Annotated in this window: 17 protein-coding genes; 14 read left to right on the plus strand and 3 right to left on the minus strand. The window is 72.6% G+C overall.

Features of this window, described 5'->3' with window-relative positions:
* Positions 1-115: 115 nt before the first annotated feature.
* Complete coding sequence (locus Sspor_RS36805; protein WP_202202977.1) at positions 116-1,240, minus strand: aminoglycoside phosphotransferase family protein; 1,125 nt, start codon at positions 1,238-1,240, stop codon at positions 116-118.
* A gap of 231 nt (positions 1,241-1,471) precedes the next feature.
* On the opposite strand from Sspor_RS36805, the gene Sspor_RS36810 reads away from it, so the two are divergent.
* The gene (locus tag Sspor_RS36810) at positions 1,472-2,968 is read left to right on the plus strand and encodes a DNA-binding protein NsdB (RefSeq protein WP_202202978.1); all 1,497 of its coding nucleotides are present in this window, start codon (positions 1,472-1,474) and stop codon (positions 2,966-2,968) included.
* A 103-nt stretch (positions 2,969-3,071) separates the two neighbouring features.
* On the opposite strand, the gene Sspor_RS36815 is transcribed toward Sspor_RS36810, so the two are convergent.
* Positions 3,072-4,493: a PP2C family protein-serine/threonine phosphatase gene (locus tag Sspor_RS36815; protein ID WP_202202979.1), complete on the minus strand. Its 1,422-nt coding sequence runs from the start codon at positions 4,491-4,493 to the stop codon at positions 3,072-3,074.
* 488 nt (positions 4,494-4,981) lie between these two features.
* Here Sspor_RS36815 and Sspor_RS36820 point away from each other — a divergent pair, with 488 nt between their 5' ends.
* The 4 genes from Sspor_RS36820 (at position 4,982) to Sspor_RS36835 (ending at position 11,312) form a co-directional block, all read left to right on the plus strand.
* Complete coding sequence (locus Sspor_RS36820) at positions 4,982-7,210, plus strand: xanthine dehydrogenase family protein molybdopterin-binding subunit (RefSeq protein ID WP_202202980.1); 2,229 nt, start codon at positions 4,982-4,984, stop codon at positions 7,208-7,210.
* Positions 7,211-7,231: 21 nt separating this feature from the next.
* A complete protein-coding gene (locus tag Sspor_RS36825; protein WP_202202981.1) occupies positions 7,232-7,687 on the plus strand; it encodes a (2Fe-2S)-binding protein in 456 nt (151 codons plus the stop codon).
* 178 nt (positions 7,688-7,865) lie between these two features.
* Positions 7,866-9,341, plus strand: a complete 1,476-nt coding sequence (locus Sspor_RS36830; protein ID WP_237404192.1) for a PucR family transcriptional regulator — start codon at positions 7,866-7,868, stop codon at positions 9,339-9,341.
* Between the two features lie 30 nt (positions 9,342-9,371).
* Positions 9,372-11,312, plus strand: coding sequence for an APC family permease (locus Sspor_RS36835; RefSeq protein WP_202202982.1), 1,941 nt, complete (start codon positions 9,372-9,374; stop codon positions 11,310-11,312).
* Here Sspor_RS36835 and Sspor_RS36840 read toward each other — a convergent pair.
* Complete coding sequence (locus Sspor_RS36840) at positions 11,230-12,555, minus strand: helix-turn-helix domain-containing protein (RefSeq protein ID WP_202202983.1); 1,326 nt, start codon at positions 12,553-12,555, stop codon at positions 11,230-11,232. The genes Sspor_RS36835 and Sspor_RS36840 overlap by 83 nt on opposite strands.
* Before the next feature lie 128 nt (positions 12,556-12,683).
* Here Sspor_RS36840 and Sspor_RS36845 point away from each other — a divergent pair, with 128 nt between their 5' ends.
* The 9 genes from Sspor_RS36845 to Sspor_RS36885 all read left to right on the plus strand — a co-directional run bounded on the left by Sspor_RS36845 (position 12,684) and on the right by Sspor_RS36885 (position 21,121).
* Positions 12,684-13,247 (plus strand): TetR/AcrR family transcriptional regulator, encoded by a 564-nt coding sequence (locus Sspor_RS36845; RefSeq protein ID WP_202202984.1) that lies wholly within the window; start codon positions 12,684-12,686, stop codon positions 13,245-13,247.
* A 56-nt stretch (positions 13,248-13,303) separates the two neighbouring features.
* Positions 13,304-13,924, plus strand: a complete 621-nt coding sequence (locus tag Sspor_RS36850; protein ID WP_237404193.1) for a DUF6461 domain-containing protein — start codon at positions 13,304-13,306, stop codon at positions 13,922-13,924.
* A 142-nt stretch (positions 13,925-14,066) separates the two neighbouring features.
* On the plus strand, positions 14,067-14,309 hold the full coding sequence (locus Sspor_RS36855) for a helix-turn-helix domain-containing protein (protein WP_202202985.1): 243 nt from the start codon (positions 14,067-14,069) through the stop codon (positions 14,307-14,309).
* 160 nt (positions 14,310-14,469) lie between these two features.
* Complete coding sequence (locus Sspor_RS36860) at positions 14,470-14,910, plus strand: hypothetical protein (protein WP_189966848.1); 441 nt, start codon at positions 14,470-14,472, stop codon at positions 14,908-14,910.
* Positions 14,907-15,704, plus strand: a complete 798-nt coding sequence (locus Sspor_RS36865; RefSeq protein WP_202202986.1) for a transcriptional regulator — start codon at positions 14,907-14,909, stop codon at positions 15,702-15,704. The genes Sspor_RS36860 and Sspor_RS36865 overlap by 4 nt, the downstream gene beginning before the upstream one ends.
* 71 nt (positions 15,705-15,775) lie before the next feature.
* Positions 15,776-16,195, plus strand: coding sequence for a roadblock/LC7 domain-containing protein (locus Sspor_RS36870; RefSeq protein ID WP_202202987.1), 420 nt, complete (start codon positions 15,776-15,778; stop codon positions 16,193-16,195).
* Between the two features lie 169 nt (positions 16,196-16,364).
* The gene (locus Sspor_RS36875; protein WP_150255694.1) at positions 16,365-16,739 is read left to right on the plus strand and encodes a hypothetical protein; all 375 of its coding nucleotides are present in this window, start codon (positions 16,365-16,367) and stop codon (positions 16,737-16,739) included.
* Between the two features lie 195 nt (positions 16,740-16,934).
* Entirely contained in the window at positions 16,935-20,513 is a 3,579-nt protein-coding gene (locus tag Sspor_RS36880) for a bifunctional glycosyltransferase/CDP-glycerol:glycerophosphate glycerophosphotransferase (RefSeq protein ID WP_202202988.1), read from the plus strand.
* 125 nt (positions 20,514-20,638) lie between these two features.
* Positions 20,639-21,121 (plus strand): VOC family protein, encoded by a 483-nt coding sequence (locus Sspor_RS36885; protein WP_202202989.1) that lies wholly within the window; start codon positions 20,639-20,641, stop codon positions 21,119-21,121.
* Positions 21,122-21,170 lie beyond the last annotated feature (49 nt).

The following is a 21,170-nucleotide window of genomic DNA, read 5'->3' on the forward strand; positions in this document are numbered from 1 at the left end:
CTCCCCCGCACGGGGGACACCCGCCCCCTCCCCGTACCCCCTGTCCGCACCCGAGAACGGCGAAGTCCCGCGGCGGTGGGGGCCACGGGACTTCGCGTATCGGGGGGAAAGACGGTCAGCGCGTGCCGACCGCCGCGCGGACCGCCCGGCGCGCCATGCCCGCATCGTCGTGCAGGCGGCGCAGCAGCAGCCGCTGCTCCTCGCCGGAGGACAGGGCGCCCACCGGCAGCGGCTGGGCCGGGGTGCTCGCCAGCATCGAGCGCTGCACCGCCGTCTCGGACATCCGGATCTCCCGGGTCAGCACCAGCATCAGATTGACCAGGAAGGCGTCCCGTGCGGCCGGACCGGCCGACTGGGCGAGCCGGCTGATCTGGGCACGTGCGGCCGGGGCGTCGCCCAGTACCGTCCACAGCGTGGCCAGGTCGTATCCGGGCAGGTACCAGCCCGCGTGCTCCCAGTCGAGCAGGACCGGACCGGCCGGCGACAGCAGCAGGTTCGACAGCAGGGCGTCACCGTGGTTGAACTGCAGCGCCGTGCCGGACAACTTCACGCCGTGCAGCAGCTTCTGCAGGTCGCCGAGGTCCCGGTCGGTCAGCAGCCCCAACTCGTAGTCGCGGGCGATCCGCCGCGCGTAGTTCATCGGGGTGCCGAACAACTCCGCTGGCGGGCGCCACTGGTTGACCCGGCACACCGCGCCGAGGGCCGCCCGGAGGTCCACCCGCGGCGGCGGCTCCACCGGGTGCCGCTGCAGCGCCGCGACCCGGCCCGCCATCCGTTCCACCACCAGCGTGCAGTTCTCGGGGTCCGCGGCGATCAGCCGCGGCACCCGGACCGGCGGGCGGTGCCGGACGAAGGCCCGGTATGCCGCTATTTCGTGCCGGTAGCGCTCACGCCACTCGGGCGAGTGATCCAGTAAGACCTTCGCGACGGCGGTCATCCGTCCGGTGGTGCCCACCAGGAGGACCGAGCGGCCGCTGCGCCGTAGCACCTGCACCGGGGCGAACTCCGGGCAGATCCGCTGCACCGAGGCGAGTGCGGTGCGCAACTGCGCCCCCTGCGGACCCGAGAGGTCGATTCTTCCGCTGACGGGCAGGGAGCCGGTACCCGGCATTCGCCGCGCCCGGACGGCGCCCTGCGCCGGTGCCGACGGGCGGCCGGGTTCGAGGTAGGGGCCGCCGCCGGCCGGGAGGGTGCGGTGCGACCGGACCGGTGCGGACACGGAGGACGTTGCTGCGTACATGGTGATACGGATCCCTTCGTGCGCCGACGAGTTGCGTACGCCGCCCCGCCGGATCCCGTACTTCACCCTGGGGAGTTCCGCCGGTGAACCGGGGCGGGGAGGCGCATTCCTACCTGACACCCGGCGCAAGGTGGCGAACCATCGGGCGTGCCCTGGCGAAGCCTGGCGAATAGTCGCTGGGCATCTGACGGCGGGCTACTGTCAACTCAGCCGAGAACCTGGGGGCTTGACGTGAGCAAAGGTCCAAACACCCGCTTGAACGACCTGTTCGGCCTGGCCGGCTGGTCGAAGGGCGAACTGGCGAGGATGGTGAACAGGCAGGCGGCGGCCATGGGCCACCCCCAGCTGGCCACCGACACCTCGCGGGTGCGGCGCTGGATCGACATGGGGGAGGCCCCCCGCGAACCGGTGCCCACGGTACTGGCAGCACTGTTCACCGAGCGGCTCGGTCGTGTCGTGACCATCGAGGACCTCGGGTTCGTACGGCAGCGGCGCACCTCCAGACGGCAGCCGGACGGGGCTCGTGAGAACCCCGACGGCATGCCGTGGGCGCCCGAACGCACAGCCGCGGTCCTCACCGAATTCACGGGAATGGACCTCATGCTCAACCGTCGCGGTCTGATGGGCGCCGGTGCGGTGCTCACCGCCGGCTCCGCCCTCAGCAACGCCATGTACGACTGGCTGCACACCGACCCCGCCCTGGCCAAGGAGGCCCGGAACTTCGGGGATTCCTTCCAGGCCGATCCAGCGGGCTACGACCGCTACGAGGCCGCGCCGATCGGCTCCCAGGAGATCGCGGCCCTGGAGCGCTCCGTTGAGGTCTTCCGGGCCTGGGACGCTTCCAGGGGTGGCGGACTCCAGCGCAAGGCCGTCGTCGGCCAGCTCAACGAGGTGGGCGGCATGCTCGCCTACCACCACCCCGACCACCTCCAGCGCCGGCTCTGGGGGGTGGCGGCCAACCTGGCGGTCCTCGCCGGCTGGATGTCCCACGACGTGGGCCTCGAACCCACGGCGCAGAAGTACTTCGTCATCGCCGCGCACGCGGCCCGCGAGGGCGGCGACCGGCCGCGCGCCGGCGAGGCGCTGTCCCGCGCCGCCCGTCAGATGGTCCACCTGGGCAAGCCGAACGAGGCCCTGGACCTGATGAAGCTCGCCCAGTCCGGCTCCGGCGAGCAGACCCTGCCGCGCACGCGCGCCATGCTGCACACCATCGAGGCGTGGGCGCAGGCCGCCATGGGCAAGGGGCAGGCCATGCGCCGCACCCTGGGCGAGGCGGAGGAGCTGTTCGTGTCCGACAAGGGCGATGTGCCCCCGCCGAGCTGGATGCAGCACTTCGACGAGGCGGACCTGCACGGCATGCAGGCGCTCGCCTACCGGACCCTCGCCGACCACGACGCCGCGGCGGCGCCGATCGCCGCCCGCCACGCCAAGGAGGCCCTGCGGCTGCGCGGTGAGGGCTACCAGCGCTCGCAGATCTTCGACTACATCTCCATGGCCTCGGCCTGCTTCATCGCCGACGAGCCGGAGCAGGCGGACCGGTACGCGCGCCTCGCGCTGGTCTCGATGAACGAGACCTCCTCGCACCGGACCTGGGACCGGCTGCGCGAGATGTACCGGCTGACGGCCCAGTACTCCGGGTACGCGCGCATCGAGGACCTGCGCCAGGAGATCAAGCTGGCCCTCCCCGACACACCGGCGCCGCGCGGCCCGCGCGGTACGGGGGTGTAGTCCCACGCCGCCGCGCACCGCATGCCGTCCACGAGCCCCTGTACGGAGACGAGAAAGGCCGCGCCTTCCGGCGCGGCCCTGAAGTCCACCCGGCGTCGGGCCGTTACCCGCCGACCCGGGCGACGAGCACGCAGGCGTCGTCCTCGCGCTCGCTCTCGCCGAACTCCTCGATCACGATCCGCACGCACTCCTGCGCCGACCCCGCCGCAGAGAAGCGCGGCGCCAGCGCCAGCAGCCGTTCGGTCCCGTCCGCCCGGCTGAACTCGATGCTGCGCGGCGTGAGTCCGTCCGTGTGCAGGACCAGCAGGTCGCCCACTTCGAGGCGTTCCTCGGCCTGCCCGTACGAGGCTCCGGACGTCGCGCCCAGCAGGACGCCCTCCGGCGGCAGCAGGGCGCGCCCCGACCCGCGGCGGAACAGCAAGGGGGCCGGGTGGCCCGCCTGCGCCCAGGACAGCACCCGGCGCGCGGGATCGTAGCGGCAGCAGACGGCCGAGCCGAGCGCGGGCTGTACGGAGGTCTCCAGGAGCTGGTTGAGCCAGCCCATCAGCGGGCCGGGCTCGATGCCCGCCATGGCCATGCCGCGCAGGGCGCCCAGCATCATCGCCATCCCCGAGGTGGCGCTCACCCCGTGTCCGGTCAGGTCGCCGACCGTCAGCATCGAGCCGCCGTCGGGGAGTTCGAGCGCGTCGTACCAGTCGCCGCCGATCAGGGCGCTGGTCGCGGAGGGCAGGTAGTGCGCGGCCACGTCCAGCGTGCCCGCGCTGCCGTACGGGAACCGCAGGGAGCCGCGCCACGGGGGGAGCACGGCTTCCTGCAGCTCGACCGCCAGCCGGCGCTCGGTCTGCGCGATCTCCCGCTGGCGCTGCAGCGAGTCACGGGACTCGCGCACCGCGCGCTGGCTCCGGCGCAGTTCACTCACGTCCCGCAGGACGGCCCACATCGAGGCCGTACAGCCGTCGGAGTCGAGGACCGGCTCGCCCCTCATGTGCAACGTCCGGACCCGGCCGTCGGCCCGGACGATGCGGAACTCGCCGTCGATCGGCTTGCCGTCCACCAGGCAGGCGGTGACCCACGCGGTGAGCAGCGGCTGGTCCTCGGAGAACAGGGTCGAGCCGAGTTCGTCGAGGGGCGGTGCGCCGGACTCGGGCGAGCGGCCGAAGATCTGGAACAGCTCGTCGGACCAACTGACCTCGTCCGTCAGCAGGTTCCACTCGGCGCTGCCGACGCGGGTCTGGGCCTCGGGACCGGCCTCGGCCCCCGGCTGCGGGTACTCGACGGTCTCGGGCGCCGGCGGCAGGCCTTCCTTGAGCTGGCCGAGGTGCTCGCGGAGGTCGTCGAGGTGGTGGACGGCGAGATCGCACAGGGCGCGCTGCCAGCGGCCCTGGGCGTCGTCGTCGTCGACGACGGTGTCGCGGCGGACCGCGTCCACTTCCCCCCGCAGCCGCCGGGTCTGCGAGATCAGCGCGTCCACCGACCCCGGCTCGGGCGGCTGCGCGGGACGGTCCGCGAACAGGTGGGACGGCATGAGAACTCCGATACAGGCGCGGCACGGCCAAGTCTGAAGGAAGGACCGGTAACGACTGTTGCACAGGGCGCGACGGTGTGTAAGGCGTTTGGCAACATCCGCTACGTTCTTGCTTCTGGTATATGCCGATGGCCTTCCGGCCCGCTCGCGACGTGCGAACGAATCCGGTCAGGCGAACTCCGGGGCGACCCAAGGGCATCAGCCGGTCGGGGCCGTGAGGCCGTGGGAACCGCGGCCGGAATCAGGCCATCCGGCGGGCGTCGCTCGATCGTACGGCCGAGGTGTACGAGTCCTGCCCACCGCCGGAATCGCGTAAAGAACGGATCAAGGCAAGCCCTCGGAATACCCCCGAACGAGTGATGTCGCCCGGAGTGACGCGGCGTGATCGGGGCTTCCCAACGCCCTGCCGGGTCGCTACCCTACGTGCCGGTAATAACCGGGGGAGGTCTGCGCGGGCGGACCCGCGCAGCGTGGGGACACACAACGACATGACCGGGCAGGACCACGCCACGGGGCAGAGCCGCCGTTCCTTCCTCACCTGCCTCGTGGCCGCGCCGACCCTGGCCCTGGTCACCCGGGCCGGCGCCGACGCGCTCGCCCCGCAGGCCGCCCACGCCGTCGTGCCGTCCCTGCCGGCCGTCGCCGACGTCATCGACCTCGGCGACCTGTTCATCCTGGCCGGCGCCCCCACCTCGGCCCTGCTGGCACTCGCCGTCGAGGCGGACGGCACCATCCGCTTCCGGCTGCCGCGCGAAGAGGTCGGCCAGGGCCTCACCACCGCCGTGGCCATGCTGGTGGCGGAGGAACTCGACGCACCGCTGGCCGACGTCCGCGTGGAACTGGACGACGCCCGGCCCGAGCTGCTCTTCAACCAGCTCACCGGATCCTCCAACTCCATCCGCTCCCTCTACGGGCCGGTCCGCCAGTGCGCCGCCACCGCCCGGGCCCGCCTCGTCGCGGCCGCCGCCCACCGCTGGAGCCTGGACCCGGCCGCACTGACCACCTCCGGCGGCGCCGTCCGCGCGCCCGACGGCCGCACCGCCGACTACGGCGGCCTCGCAGCGGCCGCCGCCGACCCCGGCCTGATCGTCCTCGGAGCCACCCCCAAGGAGACCGGCCGGCACACCCTCGTCGGCCGGCCGACGAGCCGCGTCGACGCCCGCGCCATGGTCACCGGCGCCCTGCGGTACACCCTCGACCTCGACGTACCCGGCGCCAAGCCCTGCGTCGTGCGCCGCCCGCCCACCCTCGGCGGCACGGTCCGCACCGTCACCAATCTCGCCGCCGTCCGCGCCATGCCCGGCGTCCTGCACGTGGTCACGGTCCCGACCGGGGTCGCCGTCGTCGCCGAGACCTTCGGGCAGGCCATCGACGCCAAGGCCGCCCTCCAGGTCACCTGGGGCCCCGGCCCCGCCGACCAGCTCTCCGACGACCGGATCCGCGCCAAGCTGCGCGCCGCCACCCCGCCGCTGCTGGTCCCGCCCCTGCTGACCCCGTACGTGGACGCCGAGTTCGACTTCGCCTTCGTCAGCCATGCCCCGATGGAGACCAACTCCGCCATCGCCGACGTGCGCGAGGACCGGGCCGAGATCTGGTCCGGCCTCAAGTCCCCGATCGTGGCCCGCGAGACCATCGCCGCCGACCTCGGCCTGCCGCTCTCCAAGGTCCAGGTGCACGTGGTCCAGGCCGGCGGCTCCTTCGGCCGGCGGCTCTTCTTCGACGCGGCCCTGGAGGCCGCCCGCATCTCCAAGGCGTGCCGCCGCCCGGTCCGTCTCATGTGGACCCGCGTGGACGACACCCGGCACGGGCGGATGCGTCCCGCGACCCACCACAAGATCCGCGCCACCCACCTGCTGGGCGAGGTACTCAGCTTCGAGCACCGCGTCGCCGCCGCCGAGACGGACTTCCGGCACGGCCTCGGCGAGATCATCACCGCCACCGCAGCCCGGCTGCCGCTCGGCATCGGCAACGCCACCCTCGCCCAGACCCTCTTCCTGACCACGGTGAAGTCCCCGTACCACTTCGGACTCACCACCCAGGCGCTCACCGAGGTGCCCACCGGCATCCCCACCGCCTCCTGGCGCTCGGTCTACTCCGCCAACACGCGCGGCGCCGAGGAGATCGTGGTCGACGAACTCGCCGCCCGGACGGGCCGGGACCCGTACCGGTTCCGGCGCACCTTCCTGAAGACCGACGCCCAGCGCGCCGTACTCGACAAGGTGGCCGAGGAGGGGAACTGGGGACGGCCGATGGAAGCCGGATGCGCGCAGGGCATCGCCTTCCACGAGGAGTACAAGTCCCGCACCGCGTGCCTCGTCGAGATCGACACCCGGGACCCGGACCACGTCCGCGTCACCAGGGCCGTCATCGCCGTGGACGTCGGCCTGCCGGTCAACCCGCGCGGACTGGAGGCCCAGATGATCGGCGGCCTCACCGACGCGATCTCCACCACCCTGCGCGCCGGGCTGCACCTCGACAAGGGGCTTCCGCTGGAGGGCAGCTACAGCCAGTTCCACTGGGCCCGGCAGCGCGACACCCCGCACGACGTACGGGTGTTCGTACTGCCGGCCACCGGCGAGGAGCCGGGCGGCGCGGGTGAGCTCGGCGTGCCCGCCGCGGTCGGTGCGATCGCCAACGCCTGGGCCCGGGCCACCGGTTCGAAGCCGCGCAGCTTCCCCCTCGACTTCGACGTCGACTTCACCCCCTACCCCCGCTGATCCCGGAGCCAGGAGTACGCAGTGCCCTCGCACACCTTCACCGTCAACGGGCGGAGCGTCACCGTGGACGCGCCCGACGACCTGCCCCTGCTGTGGGTGCTCCGCGACATGCTGGGCGTCCGCGGCCCCAAGTACGGCTGCGGGGTGGACGTCTGCAAGGCCTGCACCAGCCACCTGGACGGCGCCGACATCCGCCCCTGCGTGGTGCCCGTCTCCGCGTGCGCCGGCCGAACGGTGACCACCATCGAGGGCCTGGCGGACGGGGACGAGCTGCACCCCGTGCAGGAGGCCTGGCTGGAACAGGACGTCGCACAGTGCGGCTTCTGCCAGCCCGGCCAGATCATGGCCGCCGTCGCCCTGCTCAAGCGCACCGGCTCGCCCACGGACGAGGACATCGACGCCATCGCCAACATCTGCCGCTGCGGCACCTACTTCCGCATCCGGGAGGCCATCCGCAGCGCGGCGCGCAAGATGTGAGCGGCGGCGGGATCCCGTGGCTTCCCCCGTGTCCGACTCCCATCGAAGCCACCGGGACCCTGCCGCTCGTCCCCCAACCTATGCGCAGGCCGGGACATGCGCAGGGTTCGTCCTGCCCAGTGAGCGGGCGAGACCGGTATCACAGCGCACAGTGACCGCCGGGTGGTTGAATGCGGCCGTGTCCCGGTCCGACGACGTCCTCAAGGTCCACCGGCTCGTCCACGCCGGGGGATCGACCGCACTGCTGGAGTGGCTCGCTTCCCACCTCGGCGGCTGGGTCGGGGTGGTGGACGCCGAAGCGGAGCACGGCCCGGCTCCCGAGGCCGCCGTGCGCGGCGCCGCCGAGCTGGGTGCCCGCGGCGTACGGTCGGCGGTCCTGCACGGCGCCGACCGCGCGACCCTGCTGTTCGCACTGGACGGCCGGCGCGCGCTGGCCGCCGTACTGGAGCAGCCGCACCATCCCGACGCGCCCGCACTCCTCGCGGACGCGGCCGTGGCGCTGGACCTCGTGCTGCGCGCCGAGGAGGCCGGGAGGCGGGAGGAACGGGTCCGGCGCGCCGAGGCGCAGGTCCGCGAGGCCGTCCTCCACCTGCTGATGAACGGCCGCCTGTCCACAGCCCACCAGATCTCCGCCACGCTCGGCCCCGCACTGCCCGATCCGATGCGGATGTACGTCGTCGAGTGCCCCACCGGACGGCGCGCCGAAGTCATGCGGATCTGCCGGGAACTGACGGGTGCTCGGGCCTGGATCGTGCGCTGCCCGGTCTATGTGCGCCACCTCATCGTGCTCGTCCCGCCCGACGCGGCCGCGGTGTCCGCCACCGGCGACCCCCTGGCCGAAGCACTGGTGGCGGCGGCGCCGGACTGCACGGTCGGGGTCAGCGGGGAGGCGGGCCTGAGCGAGGCACCGGCCGCCTACACCCAGGCCTTCCACGCGCTGGCCGTCGCCCGGGCGAACGGTGACCGGCACGCCCGGTTCGGACCCGGCCCCGAACTGGCCCTCGCCGCGTACGAGGCGGGGGTCCGCTGGGCCGAGTCCCTGCTCGCGCCCCTGCACACGCACGCGCGTCGGCGCCCCCAGGATCCCGGCGGGCAGGAGCTGCGCGCCACCGCCCACGCGTGGCTGAATTTCACCTCGCACGCCACCCGGCTGCTGAAGATCCACCGCAACACCCTGGCGGCCCGGCTCCGGCTGATCGAGGCGCTGCTCGGCCTGGACCTCGCACGCCTGGCGGACCAGGCGGCGCTCTCCCTGGCCCTGCGGCTCACCTCGGAGACCGCGGCCGGGGCGGGCCTCGGTCCGGGAGCCGGGACGGGGACCGGCGGCGCCTCCGGAGCCGCCTCCTGTCTCGACGACGTGCTGCGCGACCCACGCCTGACCGACTGGGCCCGTACCCATCTGAGCGCGCTGACCGGACCGGACGCCCCGCCGGGAGCCCGGGAAACGGTCCGCACCTGGCTGGCGCACGATGCCCAACTCCTCCCGGCGGCCGCGGCGCTGGGGGTTTCCGTCCCCGGTGCCCGCAAGCGGCTGACGCGGATCGAGGCGCTGCTGGAGCGTTCCCTCCTGCAGTCCCCCAGTGCCCGCCACGACCTGTGGCTGGCGCACCGGGTGGAGGACCTCGCCGGGTGTCACAAGCCCCAAAAGGGATGATGTGTGAATCAAATGCACGATCATGCCTGAATGAGGCGTATTAATGCGAAACGCATGCTGGTCGGCGAACCCCTCGACACCGCCCGCCTGGGCGAGACCCTGCTGCCCAAACGACTGGCCCTGCCGATTTTCTGCAGCGACCCGCTCTCGTCGGTGGCCTACGCCACCGAGGAGATCCTGCTGATCCTCGCCCTCGGCGGCGTCGCACTGCTGCACCTCACCTGGTACGCGGCCGCCGCCATCGTCTTCCTGCTCATCGTCGTCGTCGCCTCGTACCGGCAGACCTGCCACGCCTACCCGGGCGGGGGCGGCGCCTACGTCGTCAGCTCGGAGAACCTCGGGCAGACCGCCGCGCTCACCGCCGCCAGTGCCCTGCTCGTCGACTACGTGATGACCGTCGCCGTCTCCGTCGTCTCCGGCGTCTCCGCCATCACCTCGGCCGTCCCCTCGCTCAGCGACCACGAAGTGGTCCTCTCCGTCGCCTTCGTGGTGCTGCTGACCGTCATGAACCTGCGCGGCGTACGGGAGTCGGGCCGCGTCTTCGCCATCCCCACCTACGGCTTCGTCCTCGTCATCTACCTCATGTTCGCCGTCGCCGCCGTACGGCTCGGGACCGGCGACACCATCCGCGCCGAGTCCGCCGACCTCCCGATCACCCCGGTCGACACCTACACCGGACTCGCCCTGGTGTTCCTCACGATGCGCGCCTTCGCCTCCGGATGCACCGCCCTCACCGGCGTCGAGGCCATCAGCAACGGCGTCCCCGCCTTCCGCAAACCCAAGGCGAAGAACGCCGCCACCACGCTCGCCGCGATGGGCGTGCTCTCCGTGACCATGTTCGTCGGCATCACCGCCCTGGCCATGTCGTACCAGGTCCACGTCGCGGCCGACCCCACCGAACTGGGCCTGCCCCCGGGCACCGCGACCTCCACCGCCCTCGCGCAGATCGGCCGCGCCACCTTCGGCAGCTGGCACTTCCTCTTCTACCTGCTCCAGGCCGTCACCGCGGGCGTCCTGATCCTCGCCGCCAACACCGCCTTCAACGGCTTCCCGATGCTCGCCTCGATCCTGGCCAAGGACCGGTACGCGCCCCGCCAGCTCTTCAACCGCGGCGACCGGCTCGTCTACTCCAACGGCGTCGTACTCCTCGCACTCACCGCCATCGCCCTGATCGTGGCCTTCGACGCCGAACTGACCCGTCTCATCCAGCTCTACATCATCGGCGTCTTCGTGTCCTTCACCCTCTCCCAGTCGGGCATGGTCCGGCACTGGAGGAAGGCGCTCGCCTCACCCGCCACCCCGCGCGAGGAGCGGATCCACATCCACCGCAGGCTCGCCATCAACGCGGTCGGCGCCACCCTGACCGCCCTGGTCCTGGTCATCGTCCTGCTCACCAAGTTCACCCACGGCGCCTGGCTCGTCGTCATCGCGATGCCGCTGCTCTTCCTCGGCATGAAGGGCGTCCGCCGCCACTACGACCAGGTCGCCCGACAGGTCGCCATCGCCCCCGACGCCGTCCCGCGCAGGCCCACCCGCCACCACGTCCTCGTCCTGGTCGCCGCCGTGCAGGCCCCGACCCTCAAGGCCATCGGCTACGCGCAGGGGCTGCGCCCCGACAGCCTGACCGCGGTCACCGTCGCGGCGGACGAGCAGGAGGCGACCCGGCTGCGCGAGGCGTGGGCCGAGCACGAGACCGGCCTTCCGCTGAAGATCCTGCACTCGCCGTACCGCGAGGTGGTGCGCCCGATCCTGGACCACGTCGAGGAACTGGCCGCCGGCTCCAGGGCGGACATGCTGTCGGTGGTGATCCCCGAGTACGTGGTGGGCCGCTGGTGGGAACAGCCCCTGCACAACCAGAACGCCCTGCGGCTGAAGGCGCGACTGCTGTTCACGCCGGGCGTCGCGGTGATCGACGTGCCGTACCTCCTGGAGTCCGCGAGGCCCGCGGATCCGGCGCGGCGGGACGGGTAGCCGGTTCCGCCCCGACGCGCTGCAGCACCGCCGCGTGCGCCAGCGCCAGCTCGACCACGTGCCGGGGGTCGGACAGGGAGCGGCCGGTGAGCTGCTCCAGGCGCCGCAGCCGGTTGGAGACCGTGTTGCGGTGGCAGTACAGCCGCTGCGCGGCGTCGGTGGTCGAGCCCTGGCAGGCGAGCCAGGTGCCGAGGGTGGTCAGCAGCGTCCGCCGGTCCGCCGCGGGCAGCGCGAGCACCGGGCCCAGGACCACCTGGCACAGCCGGCCGGCGAGTTCCGGCTGCGCCGCGATCAGCGCCGCCGGCAGCCGTTCGTCCAGCAGCGCGGTGCGCGGGCCCTCGGACCCGGGCGAGGTGCGCAGCGCGAGGGCGGCCAGGCGGTGCGCCCGGGCCAGTTCGGCCGGCGCCGCGACGACCGGGCCGACCCCCGCGCGCACCCCGAGCGGCGCGAGCAGTTCCCGTACGGACTCCAGCGGATGGTGGCCCAGCTCCACCAGTCCGATCTCCCCGTCGGCGCGGGTCCGCCACAGCACGCGCGGAGCGGCGGCGGCCCCGGTCCCCCCGGCCGGGGGGACCGGGGTGAGGGGGGCCACCGGGTTGCCGGAGGCGTCGGGGGCCAGCACGACCACCGTGAAGCGGCCCCGCTCCGGCAGCCCCAGCCGCGCGGCGGCGGCCTCGGCGGCCGGGGCCGCCGCCCCGTCCGCCGCCCAGCCCGCCACGCTGGACGCGCCGTCGGCGCCGTCCGCTCCGTCGAGCAGTACGTCCAGCAGAGCCGCCCGGCGCTCCCGGTCCCGGTCGCCGTGCGCGGCCTCCGTCCGGCGGTAGGACTCGGTCATGGCGTCCGTCGTACGGTCCAGTACGTCCCACAGCGCGGCCGCGCCCGGCAGCAGCCGGGGCAGTGCCGCCCGGTCGTGCGCGGTCACGGACTCGGTCATGCTCTGCCAGAGCAGCCGGCCGCCACGGCGGTAGGTGCGCAGCACCGAGGCGAGCGGCAGCCCCTGTTCGGCGCGGAGCGCGCCGACGGCCCGGGCGTCGGCGAGCTCCACCGGCAGACCGCGGGAGGTGTGGACCAGACCCTCGACGGCCTGGCGGAGGTCGTGGTGGATCCGCTCGCGCAGCTCGGCCCGGCCCAGCAGGGCGGCGTAGGCGGGGTCCTCGGTCAGCGTGCGGTCGGCGAGCCGGTCCGCCGCCACGGCGATCCGGCGGGACAGGTCCTCGCGTATCTCCTCGATGATCCGCTCCATGACGCGCAGCCTGACACGGGGGAGGGGGCGGTGGGGAGGGCCCGGACCGGGCAGGTCCGCTACCGTGTGCGAATCACTGCACCTGCAGTGCTCACCAGACGTGCCCACCCATACCCAGGGACCCGCCCATGCGCCAGAACCCGCAGCGCCGCGCCGCACTGCTCGACGCCGCCATCGAAGTGCTGGCGCGCGAGGGCTCGCGCGGCCTGACCCTGCGCGCGGTGGACGCCGAGGCGGGCGTGCCCACGGGCACCGCCTCGAACTACTTCGCCAACCGGTCCCAGCTGCTCGTGCAGATCCTGCACCGCACCCGGGAGCGGCTGGTCCCGGACCCGGCGGACCTCGCCGGCTCGCTGGACACCGAGGTCCTGCTCACGCGGCTCCTGGAGCGGATGCGGCGCGAGCGCAGTGTGCACATCGCCATGCTGGAGCTGCGGCTGGAAGGCACCCGGCGCCCCGAACTCCAGGCGGAGCTCGCGTCCTTCCAGGGCCTGGAGCTGGAGGCCAACATCAGGTGGCACCTGGACGCGGGGCTGCCCGGGGACCGGCAGGGCGTGGTCCTGATGTACCTGGCGATGCTCGGTCTGATCGTGGACGACCTGACCGCGCCCGCGATGCTGGAGGCGCACCCGGCGCACGGGCTCATTCGGACGATGGTCGAGCGCCTCCTCCCGGAGAAGCCCGCGGACTGACTATCGTGCCGGTGAACAAGCACCGGCGGGGTGGGGACACCGTGGGGAGTGCGCACATGGCGGACATCGCAGAGGACGTGGCGGACGGGATCCGGTGGCTGGCCCACTGGGACCAGTGGTTCGCCGGTCTGACCTTCGCCCGGGGGATAACCCCCGACGAGCTCGCCGCGCGGCTCGGCGCGCTGCCGGGCGTGCACCCCGGGACGCTGGGCGCGCTCGACGCCTGGAGCATGGTCACCGAGACCGTGGACGGCGACGGCGTGGCCCGGGTGGGCAGGTGGGGCGGCTGGTCCTTCGCCGTCGAACACGGACTGCCGGCCGGAGCGGAACGGCTCGCCGAGGTCTCCCGGGGCGGTGTCGAGGCCGTTCACCTGGACCCGCAGTCCGACCACCCGCCCAAGCAGTTCGCGTACGCCCGGGACGGCGAGCTGGTGTGCTGCTTCGGCCTCGGCGAGGAATGCTGGCGCGGCGGGCACCGGCCGGACTTCCTGCTCCCGGAGCTGATCGCGGCCGGGATCCTCACCCCGGACGGCGCGTGCGCCCGCCCGGCCGGCGAACCGGACGCCGACCGCGACCGTCACACCCTCGCCGTCGTCGAACGCCGTTTCGGGCTGGCCCTGCCGCGCCACCTCATCGCGGACACCCCGCTCCCCGCGTACGTCACCTGTACGCGCTAGGCCGTGTCCGCGACGTGCCCGCCGCTCGGGAGCCGGGATGCGGTGATCTTATGCTCAGGTTTACGCGAGTCCGCTGGTTTTGCGCCCGGTGAGCCACTTTGATGGGTTTGCCAGGCCTCGTACCGGAGCAGGGGGACCAGACATGGGCACCGACCACAGTCAGAAGGACAGCACACCCACCCTGATCGGCTCCGTGCAGCGCGCACTGCGCCTCCTGGAAGCGATGTCCGCGGAGGGCCGGGTGACGGCCAAGCGGCTCGCCCGCCTCACGGGGATCCCCCTGCCCACCGTCTACCACCTGCTGCGCACCCTCAGCCACGAGGGCTACGTGCAGCGCGAGGGAGGGTCGTTCCGCCTCGCGGACGATCTTCCGCTCGCTTCGTGATCAAATTTCGACGCGTTCCGGCCAAGCTCTCGCACCCTTCCTGGCATGTTCCAGCGGAAAATGCCAGAACGCCCTTTCGTACAGCGGAACTTGAGTAAGTTCCCTCCTGTCGCGCCGCACGACCGTGCACCCAGCAGGTCCGGCAGGGAGGGGAGCCCGCGTGCCCGGGATCGACGAATGCCTGCTCGAAGCCATGGCCCTGCCTGGTGCGCGGGGGGCCGCGCTGGTCGACTGGAGCAGCGGACTGGCCCTCGGCACCGCCGGGGAGTCGCCCGTGGGCGACCACGAGACCACCGCCGCCGAGACCGCCGAACTGGCCCGGGCGGCCGCCGAGTACGAATCCTTCGCCCCGGCGGAGACCGACCCGGCACACGGTGGCGGAGCCGTTCCCTCCGCCGGTTCGTCCGCCGGCTTACCGGCCGGCCCGCCCGTCGAGGATCTGATCGTCACCACCCGCACTGGATACCACGTACTGCGCTTCGTCGAGACGAGCTTCGACAGCAGCGTATTCCTGCACCTGTGGCTCGACCGCGCCGACGGCAATCTCGCCCTGGCGCGCCACAGGCTCCGTGCCCTGGCCGAGGGGCTGGTACTGAGATGACCGCCCCGGCCACCGCCACGGCCGCGAATGCCTTCGCCGCTGTCTCCCCCCTTCTCACCCGACTCGCCGAGGAGCGCGCCACCGGCGCCCTGCTCCGCGACCGCGGCACCCTCTTCCTGGAGGACGGCCGCATCGTGCACGCGGAGAGCCCGGCCACCCCCGGTCTCGACGTACTGCTCACCACCGGCGGCGGCCTCGCCCCCGAGCGCTGGCGCGAGGCCGTGGACCGGGCCGGAGCCCGCCGCCAGGTCGCCCGCTTCCTCGTGGACAGCGGCGGACTCGCCGGCGGGGAGCTGGAGATATGCCACCTCGCCGCCATATTCGACGCCGCCTTCTTCGCACTCTCCCCGGGCAGCGGGCCCTCCCGCTTCCGCCGCGGGGCCACCCACTGGATCGGCTCCGTCCGGTCCGTTCCCGCCGCTGCCGTCGAACGGGAGACCCGGCGCCGCCGGGACCTGCTCGACGCGGTCTGGCCGTACCCCCTGCTCGATACCTCCCCGGTCGTCCCCCGGGCGGCCGCGCCGGGCCAGACGATCACCGCCCGGCAGCGCACCCTGCTGGGCCGGGCAGACGGTCTGCGCACACCGGCCGACCTCGCGTGGGACCTGGGCCGGCCGGCCTTCCACACCCTGCTCGACGTACGGCGCCTCGCGGCGGCCGGACTGGTCGACACCCCGCTCACCCCGGCCCCGCCGCCGGCCGTGGCGCCCCTGCCCGACTGGATGACCGAGGCCCAATCCCCGGACGTGGCGCTGCTCCGCCGGTTACGCGACGCACTGGAGGCAAGTCTGTGAGGCTCCCGCTGCGACCGGCCCTGCGTGCCGACCGCTCCGAGCGAAGGCAGCCCGAAAGGAGAAAGGCCGACATGAGTACGGTGCCCCCCGAGACGGAGGCCGAGATACTCGCCGAGCTCCGCAGGCTGCGGGCCCGGGTACCCCAGCTCACCGGTGCCCTCGCCGCGAGCGCCGACGGTTTCGTGCTCGCCCAGGACAGCGCCGCCGTCGGGGCCGAGTCCGTCGCGGCGCTCACCGCCGCCGCCCTCGGGGTGGCCCAGCGGCTCAGCGACTGCACGGGCCAGGGTGCCTTCCGCGAACTGCTCGTGCGCGGTGAGGACGGATACGTCGCCACCTACGCGGCGGGCATGGTGGCGGTTCTCACACTGACCGCCGAGCCGCGCGTCAACGTCGGGCGCCTCCACCTGGAGGCCCGGCGCTCCAGTCTCCGGATAGCGGAGCTGATCGACCAGACCCTCGGACGCCGGGGTCCGGGAGAACCGCCCGGGTGATGCGCGTTCCGGCCGGCGGCAGGCCCGACCTGTCCGGCGCGCACCGCCACGGCTCCATACGGCTACAGCCAGTCACGTTCCCCTCACGCCACAGTCACAGCGACAACGGTCACAACGACAACAGTCACAACGACAACAGTCACAACGAAACAGGAAAGAGGACCCACTCATGGTCAACGTGGAGACCGCACTCAAGGAAGCCACCACCACGATCGAAGGCGCGATCGGTGCCGCCCTCGTCGACTACGGCAGCGGCATGGCCCTCGGGACGATCGGGGGCGGCAAGGACCTCGACCTCGCGGTCGCGGCGGCGGGCAACACGGACGTGGTGCGTGCCAAGGTCCGCACGATGGAGATGCTCGGCCTCAAGGACGAGATCGAGGACATTCTCATCACCCTCGGCAGCCAGTACCACCTGATCCGGCTGATGAAGGCCCGCGGTTCCACGGGCTTCTTCCTCTACCTGGCGCTCGACAAGGGGCGGGCCAACCTCGCGATGGCCCGGCATCAACTGAAGAAGATCGAGGCAGACCTGGAGGTCTGACCGGCCCTGCCGGGCAGGGTCGGGCCGCCTCCAATCGCATCGCCGAAGTGGCGGACGGCTGAATTCTTTGCCGTCCGCCCCGGCAGTTGGATCCGTATGCCCCAAATGGGTGGAGTTTATGACTCTGTTACAGAGTAGGATGCTGTGAGCAACTGATCATCGACAAAGCACAAAACGCTGGAGAACCCGCCACCCATGCCCCCGCGCCTGAGCATCGTCGTCCCCGTCTACAACGTCGAGCTCTACCTCGACGAGTGCCTGGAATCCATCGCCGCTCAGACCTTCGAGGACTTCGAGGTCATCCTCGTGGACGACGGGTCCACGGACACGAGTGCCGTCATCGCCAAGGCATTCGCCGCCAAGGACAAGCGGTTCCGCGTCGTGCTGCAGGACAATGCAGGCCTCGGTGCCGCCCGTAACGTGGGCGCCCGCCACGCCGACAAGGACAGCGAGTACCTGGCCTTCGTCGACAGCGACGACACCATGCCCGACTACGCCTACCAGCGTCTCATCGAGGCCCTCGACGAGACCGGTTCGGACTTCGCGGGCGGCAACGTCAAGCGTTTCCGCTCCGTCGGCATGCAGCAGTCCTGGGGCCACCGGGCCGCCTTCGCCCGGACGCAGCTGAAGACCCACATCTCCAAGTTCCCGGCGCTGGTCACCGACCGCACCGCGTGGAACAAGGTCTACCGGCGCAGCTTCTGGGACAGGCACGGTTTCCAGTACCCCGAGGGCATCCTCTACGAGGACGCCCCGGTCAGCATCCCCGCGCACTACTTCGCCTCCAGCGTCGACATCATCAGCGACTGCGTCTACCACTGGCGCGTCCGTGAGACCGGCGAGCGCTCCATCACCCAGCGCTCCACCGACCCGGTCTCCCTCATCGACCGGGTCAAGTCCGTGCGCCTGGTCCGCGAGTCCCTCAAGGCCAAGCAGGGCGCCAAGTACGCCCGCTACCTGCGCGACTACGACCACAACGTGCTGAGCGAGGAACTCCCGCTCATATACAAGTACGTCGGCGAGGGCGGCCCCGACTTCCGCGCCGCGTTCGTCAAGGAGGTCGGTGGCCTCATCCGCGAGATCGGCACCGGCCCCTGGTCCGACCTCACCGTCGCCGACCGGCTCAAGGCGTACCTGGCCGGCGAAGGCCGGGTCGAGGACTTCATCGCGCTCCAGGACCACCAGCGCGACTACTCCTACAGCGTGCCCGTCAAGGGCCTCGCCCGCCCGCAGGCCGACTACCCCTTCCTGCAGGGCCGCCCGCCGGTCCCGGCGAAGATCCTCACGCTCGGCCCGCGCGAGCGCCGCGTCGTCAGCCGCCTGGAGCAGGCGACCTGGGCCGACGGCAAGCTGCTGCTGCGCGGCTACGCCCTCCCCGGCCACCTCGGTGCGGAGAGCCGCCTCGGCTCCCGCAAGATGCTGGTCTTCCGCGAGGGGGGCAAGCGCCGCCGCTCCGTCGTCAGCACCCGTACCGTCGCCTCCCCGATGGCCACGGTCAAGGCCCCGCACCTCGCCCTGCGGCACGCCGACTGGGCGGGCTTCACCGCCGTCGTCGACCCCTCCGTCTTCCAGTCGGGAGGCAAGTGGCGTGACGGTATATGGACCACGTCCGTCGCCGTCACCGGAGCCGGCGGCCTGCACCGCGCCCGCCTCCGCGGCGGGGAGAACGACACCGGCCAGAACCCGCCCGCGCACTGGGTGGCCCCCGATGTCCGGATCGTCCCGGCCGTCTCCGGCGCCCTCACCGTGCAGGTGGAGGTCGCCCGCGCCCGCGCGCTGAACGTCCGGGCCGCAGGGGACGACGCCGTCGAGATCACCGGCGAACTCTCCGCCGAGGCCGTCGGCGCCACCAAGCTGCGTGCCGTCCACGTCACCACCGGCACCGTTCTCGACCTCTCGCTGGAGAGCACCGGATCGGGCGTCGGCCCGATCCCGTTCACCGTCCGAGTGCCGCTGGCCGACCTGGCCGCCGTACCGGACACCGTGTGCGAGCCGGGTGAGTGGGCCCCCGAGCCCTGGAGCCTGTCCGCCGTCGGCGCCGACGGCACCGAGCACCGCATGGTCTTCGACGAGCGCGGCGGCTTCGACGGCCTGGTCCTGCCGCTGCCCGGCGAGGACCGCGGCCGCTCCCTCTTCGCCAAGCGCGGCAACACCGGCCACCTGACCCTCTCCGTGCAGCCCTCTCCGCCGCTGGTCGACGAGGTCACCACCGAGGACGGCACCATCACCCTGCGGGGCCGGTTCGCCGCCCCCACCGACGAGCCGTACGAGCTCGTCCTGCACGACGCGCACGGTGTGGAGTTCTGCTACCCCGTCACCCGTGACGGGGACGCCTTCGAGGCCGTCTTCCGGCCCGTGCTCCCCGAGCCGTACGCCGGCCGCACCACCATCCCCGAGGGCCGCTGGTGGCCCACGCTGCGCCCGGCCGCCCAGGGTGGAACCACCGCCGGCCTGCTCGGCGTCGACCGCGGCGCTCCCGTCCAGATGGGCCCCGGCCTCCTCTTCGCCGGGCCGTACCCCCTCACCGTGCAGGGCCGTCGGATGCGGGTCGAGACCCGCTTCCACGACCGCGCGGTGCTGGTCGCCGACCCGCTGCTCAGCCCGCACGACCGCTCCCGCTACGCGCAGCGCGTCGCCCGCTTCGAGACCTACCCGGCGCAGCGTGCCCTGCCGGTCAAGGACATCGTCGTCTACGACACCTTCCAGGGGATGGGCGCGGGCGACTCGCCGCGCGCCATCCACGAGGAACTGGTGCGCCGCGGCGAGAAGCTGGAGCACGTCTGGCTCGTCAGGGACGGCCGCGCCGAGGTTCCCCCGACCGCCCGCGCCGTGCAGTACGGCAGCGTGGAGTCGTGGGAGGTGCTGGCCCGCGCCCGCTACTACGTGACCAACGACAACGTGCCGCAGCACTTCGAGCGCCGCGCCGGCCAGGTCGTCGTACAGACGTGGCACGGCACGCCGATCAAGCAGATCGGCCACGACTTCGTGCACGACTACTACACGAGCCCGGAGATCCTGGAAGGGCTGGCGCACGACAGCGCCCAGTGGACGCTGCTGGCCTCCCCGAGCTCCTACGCCACCCCCCTCCTCAAGCGCGCCCTCGGCTACGACGGCGAGGTCATCGAGGCCGGCAGCCCCCGCACGGACGCGCTGCTGCGGCCCGACGCGCAGCGGATCGCGGAGGTCCGGCGGCGGCTCGGCCTGCCCGAGGGCAAGAAGGTCGTCCTCTACATGCCCACGTGGCGCGAGAACTGCGAGGGCTGGTCGGGCGGTTACAAGCTCGATCTGCGCATCGACCTGGACCAGGCCCGCCGTGAGCTGGGCGAGGACCACGTCCTGCTGGTCCGCGGCCACCACCACGTGACGGAGCAGGTCCGCGACGGCGTCCGCGACGGGTTCGTCGTCGACGTGTCGCGCTGGCCCGACGCGGCCGACCTGCTGCTGGTCGCCGACGTGCTCATCTCGGACTACTCCTCCGCGATGTTCGACTTCGCGCACACCGACCGGCCGATCCTGCTCTTCACGTACGACCTGGAGCACTACCGCAGCACGCTGCGCGGCTTCAACTTCGACCTGGAGGCGAAGGCGCCGGGACCGCTGCTGGCGGACTCGGCGAGCCTGATCGAGGCCGTGCGCAACGCGGACGCGGTCGGGGCGGAGTACGCCGAGGCGCGGGCGGCGTTCCGCGCCGAGTTCTGCGACCTGGACGACGGCAGCGCCACCGAGCGCGTCGTCGAGCGCATGCTCGCCATGGGGGCGGAGCCCGCCAAGTAGGCCGAACGGGCGAACAACCGGCTGCGAGCGGACCGGCCCCGGACCCACCGATGAATTTCGGGTCCGGGGCCGGTCTGTATGTGAGGGACGGTGTCCACCGTCCACGCACCGGCCCGGAGGCAGAGATGAGCGGCAAGGGATTCACCACGTGTCTGTGGTTCGACGGCAACGCGGAAGCGGCAGCCGACCACTACCTGTCCGTCTTCAAGGACGGCAAGCTCGGCCGGATCGGCCGGTACACCGATGCGGGCCCCGGCCAGGCGGGCTCGGTGATGGTCGTGGAGTTCGAGATCAACGGCCAGCAGTTCATCGGCCTCAACGGCGGTCCTCAGTTCCCCTTCACCGAGGCGATCTCCTTCCAGATCCGCTGCGCCGACGAGGCGGAGGCGGACTACTACTGGGACGCGCTGACCGGTGACGGCGGCGAGGAGGGCGTCTGCGGCTGGGTCAAGGACAAGTTCGGGGTGTCCTGGCAGGTCATCCCGCCGGGCGCCATCGACCTGATCGCCGACCCGGACCCCGGGCGGGCCGCCCGGGCCACCGCCGCCATGATGCGGATGAAGAAGCTGGACGTGGCGGAGATGCGCCGGGCGGCGGACGCGGGGTAGCGCCCGGGGCGGGTCCGCGCGCGGCCGGCGGTCGCGCGCGGGACCCGGC

Origin of the sequence: Streptomyces spororaveus (assembly GCF_016755875.1) — a bacterium.
Taxonomy (GTDB): domain Bacteria; phylum Actinomycetota; class Actinomycetes; order Streptomycetales; family Streptomycetaceae; genus Streptomyces; species Streptomyces spororaveus.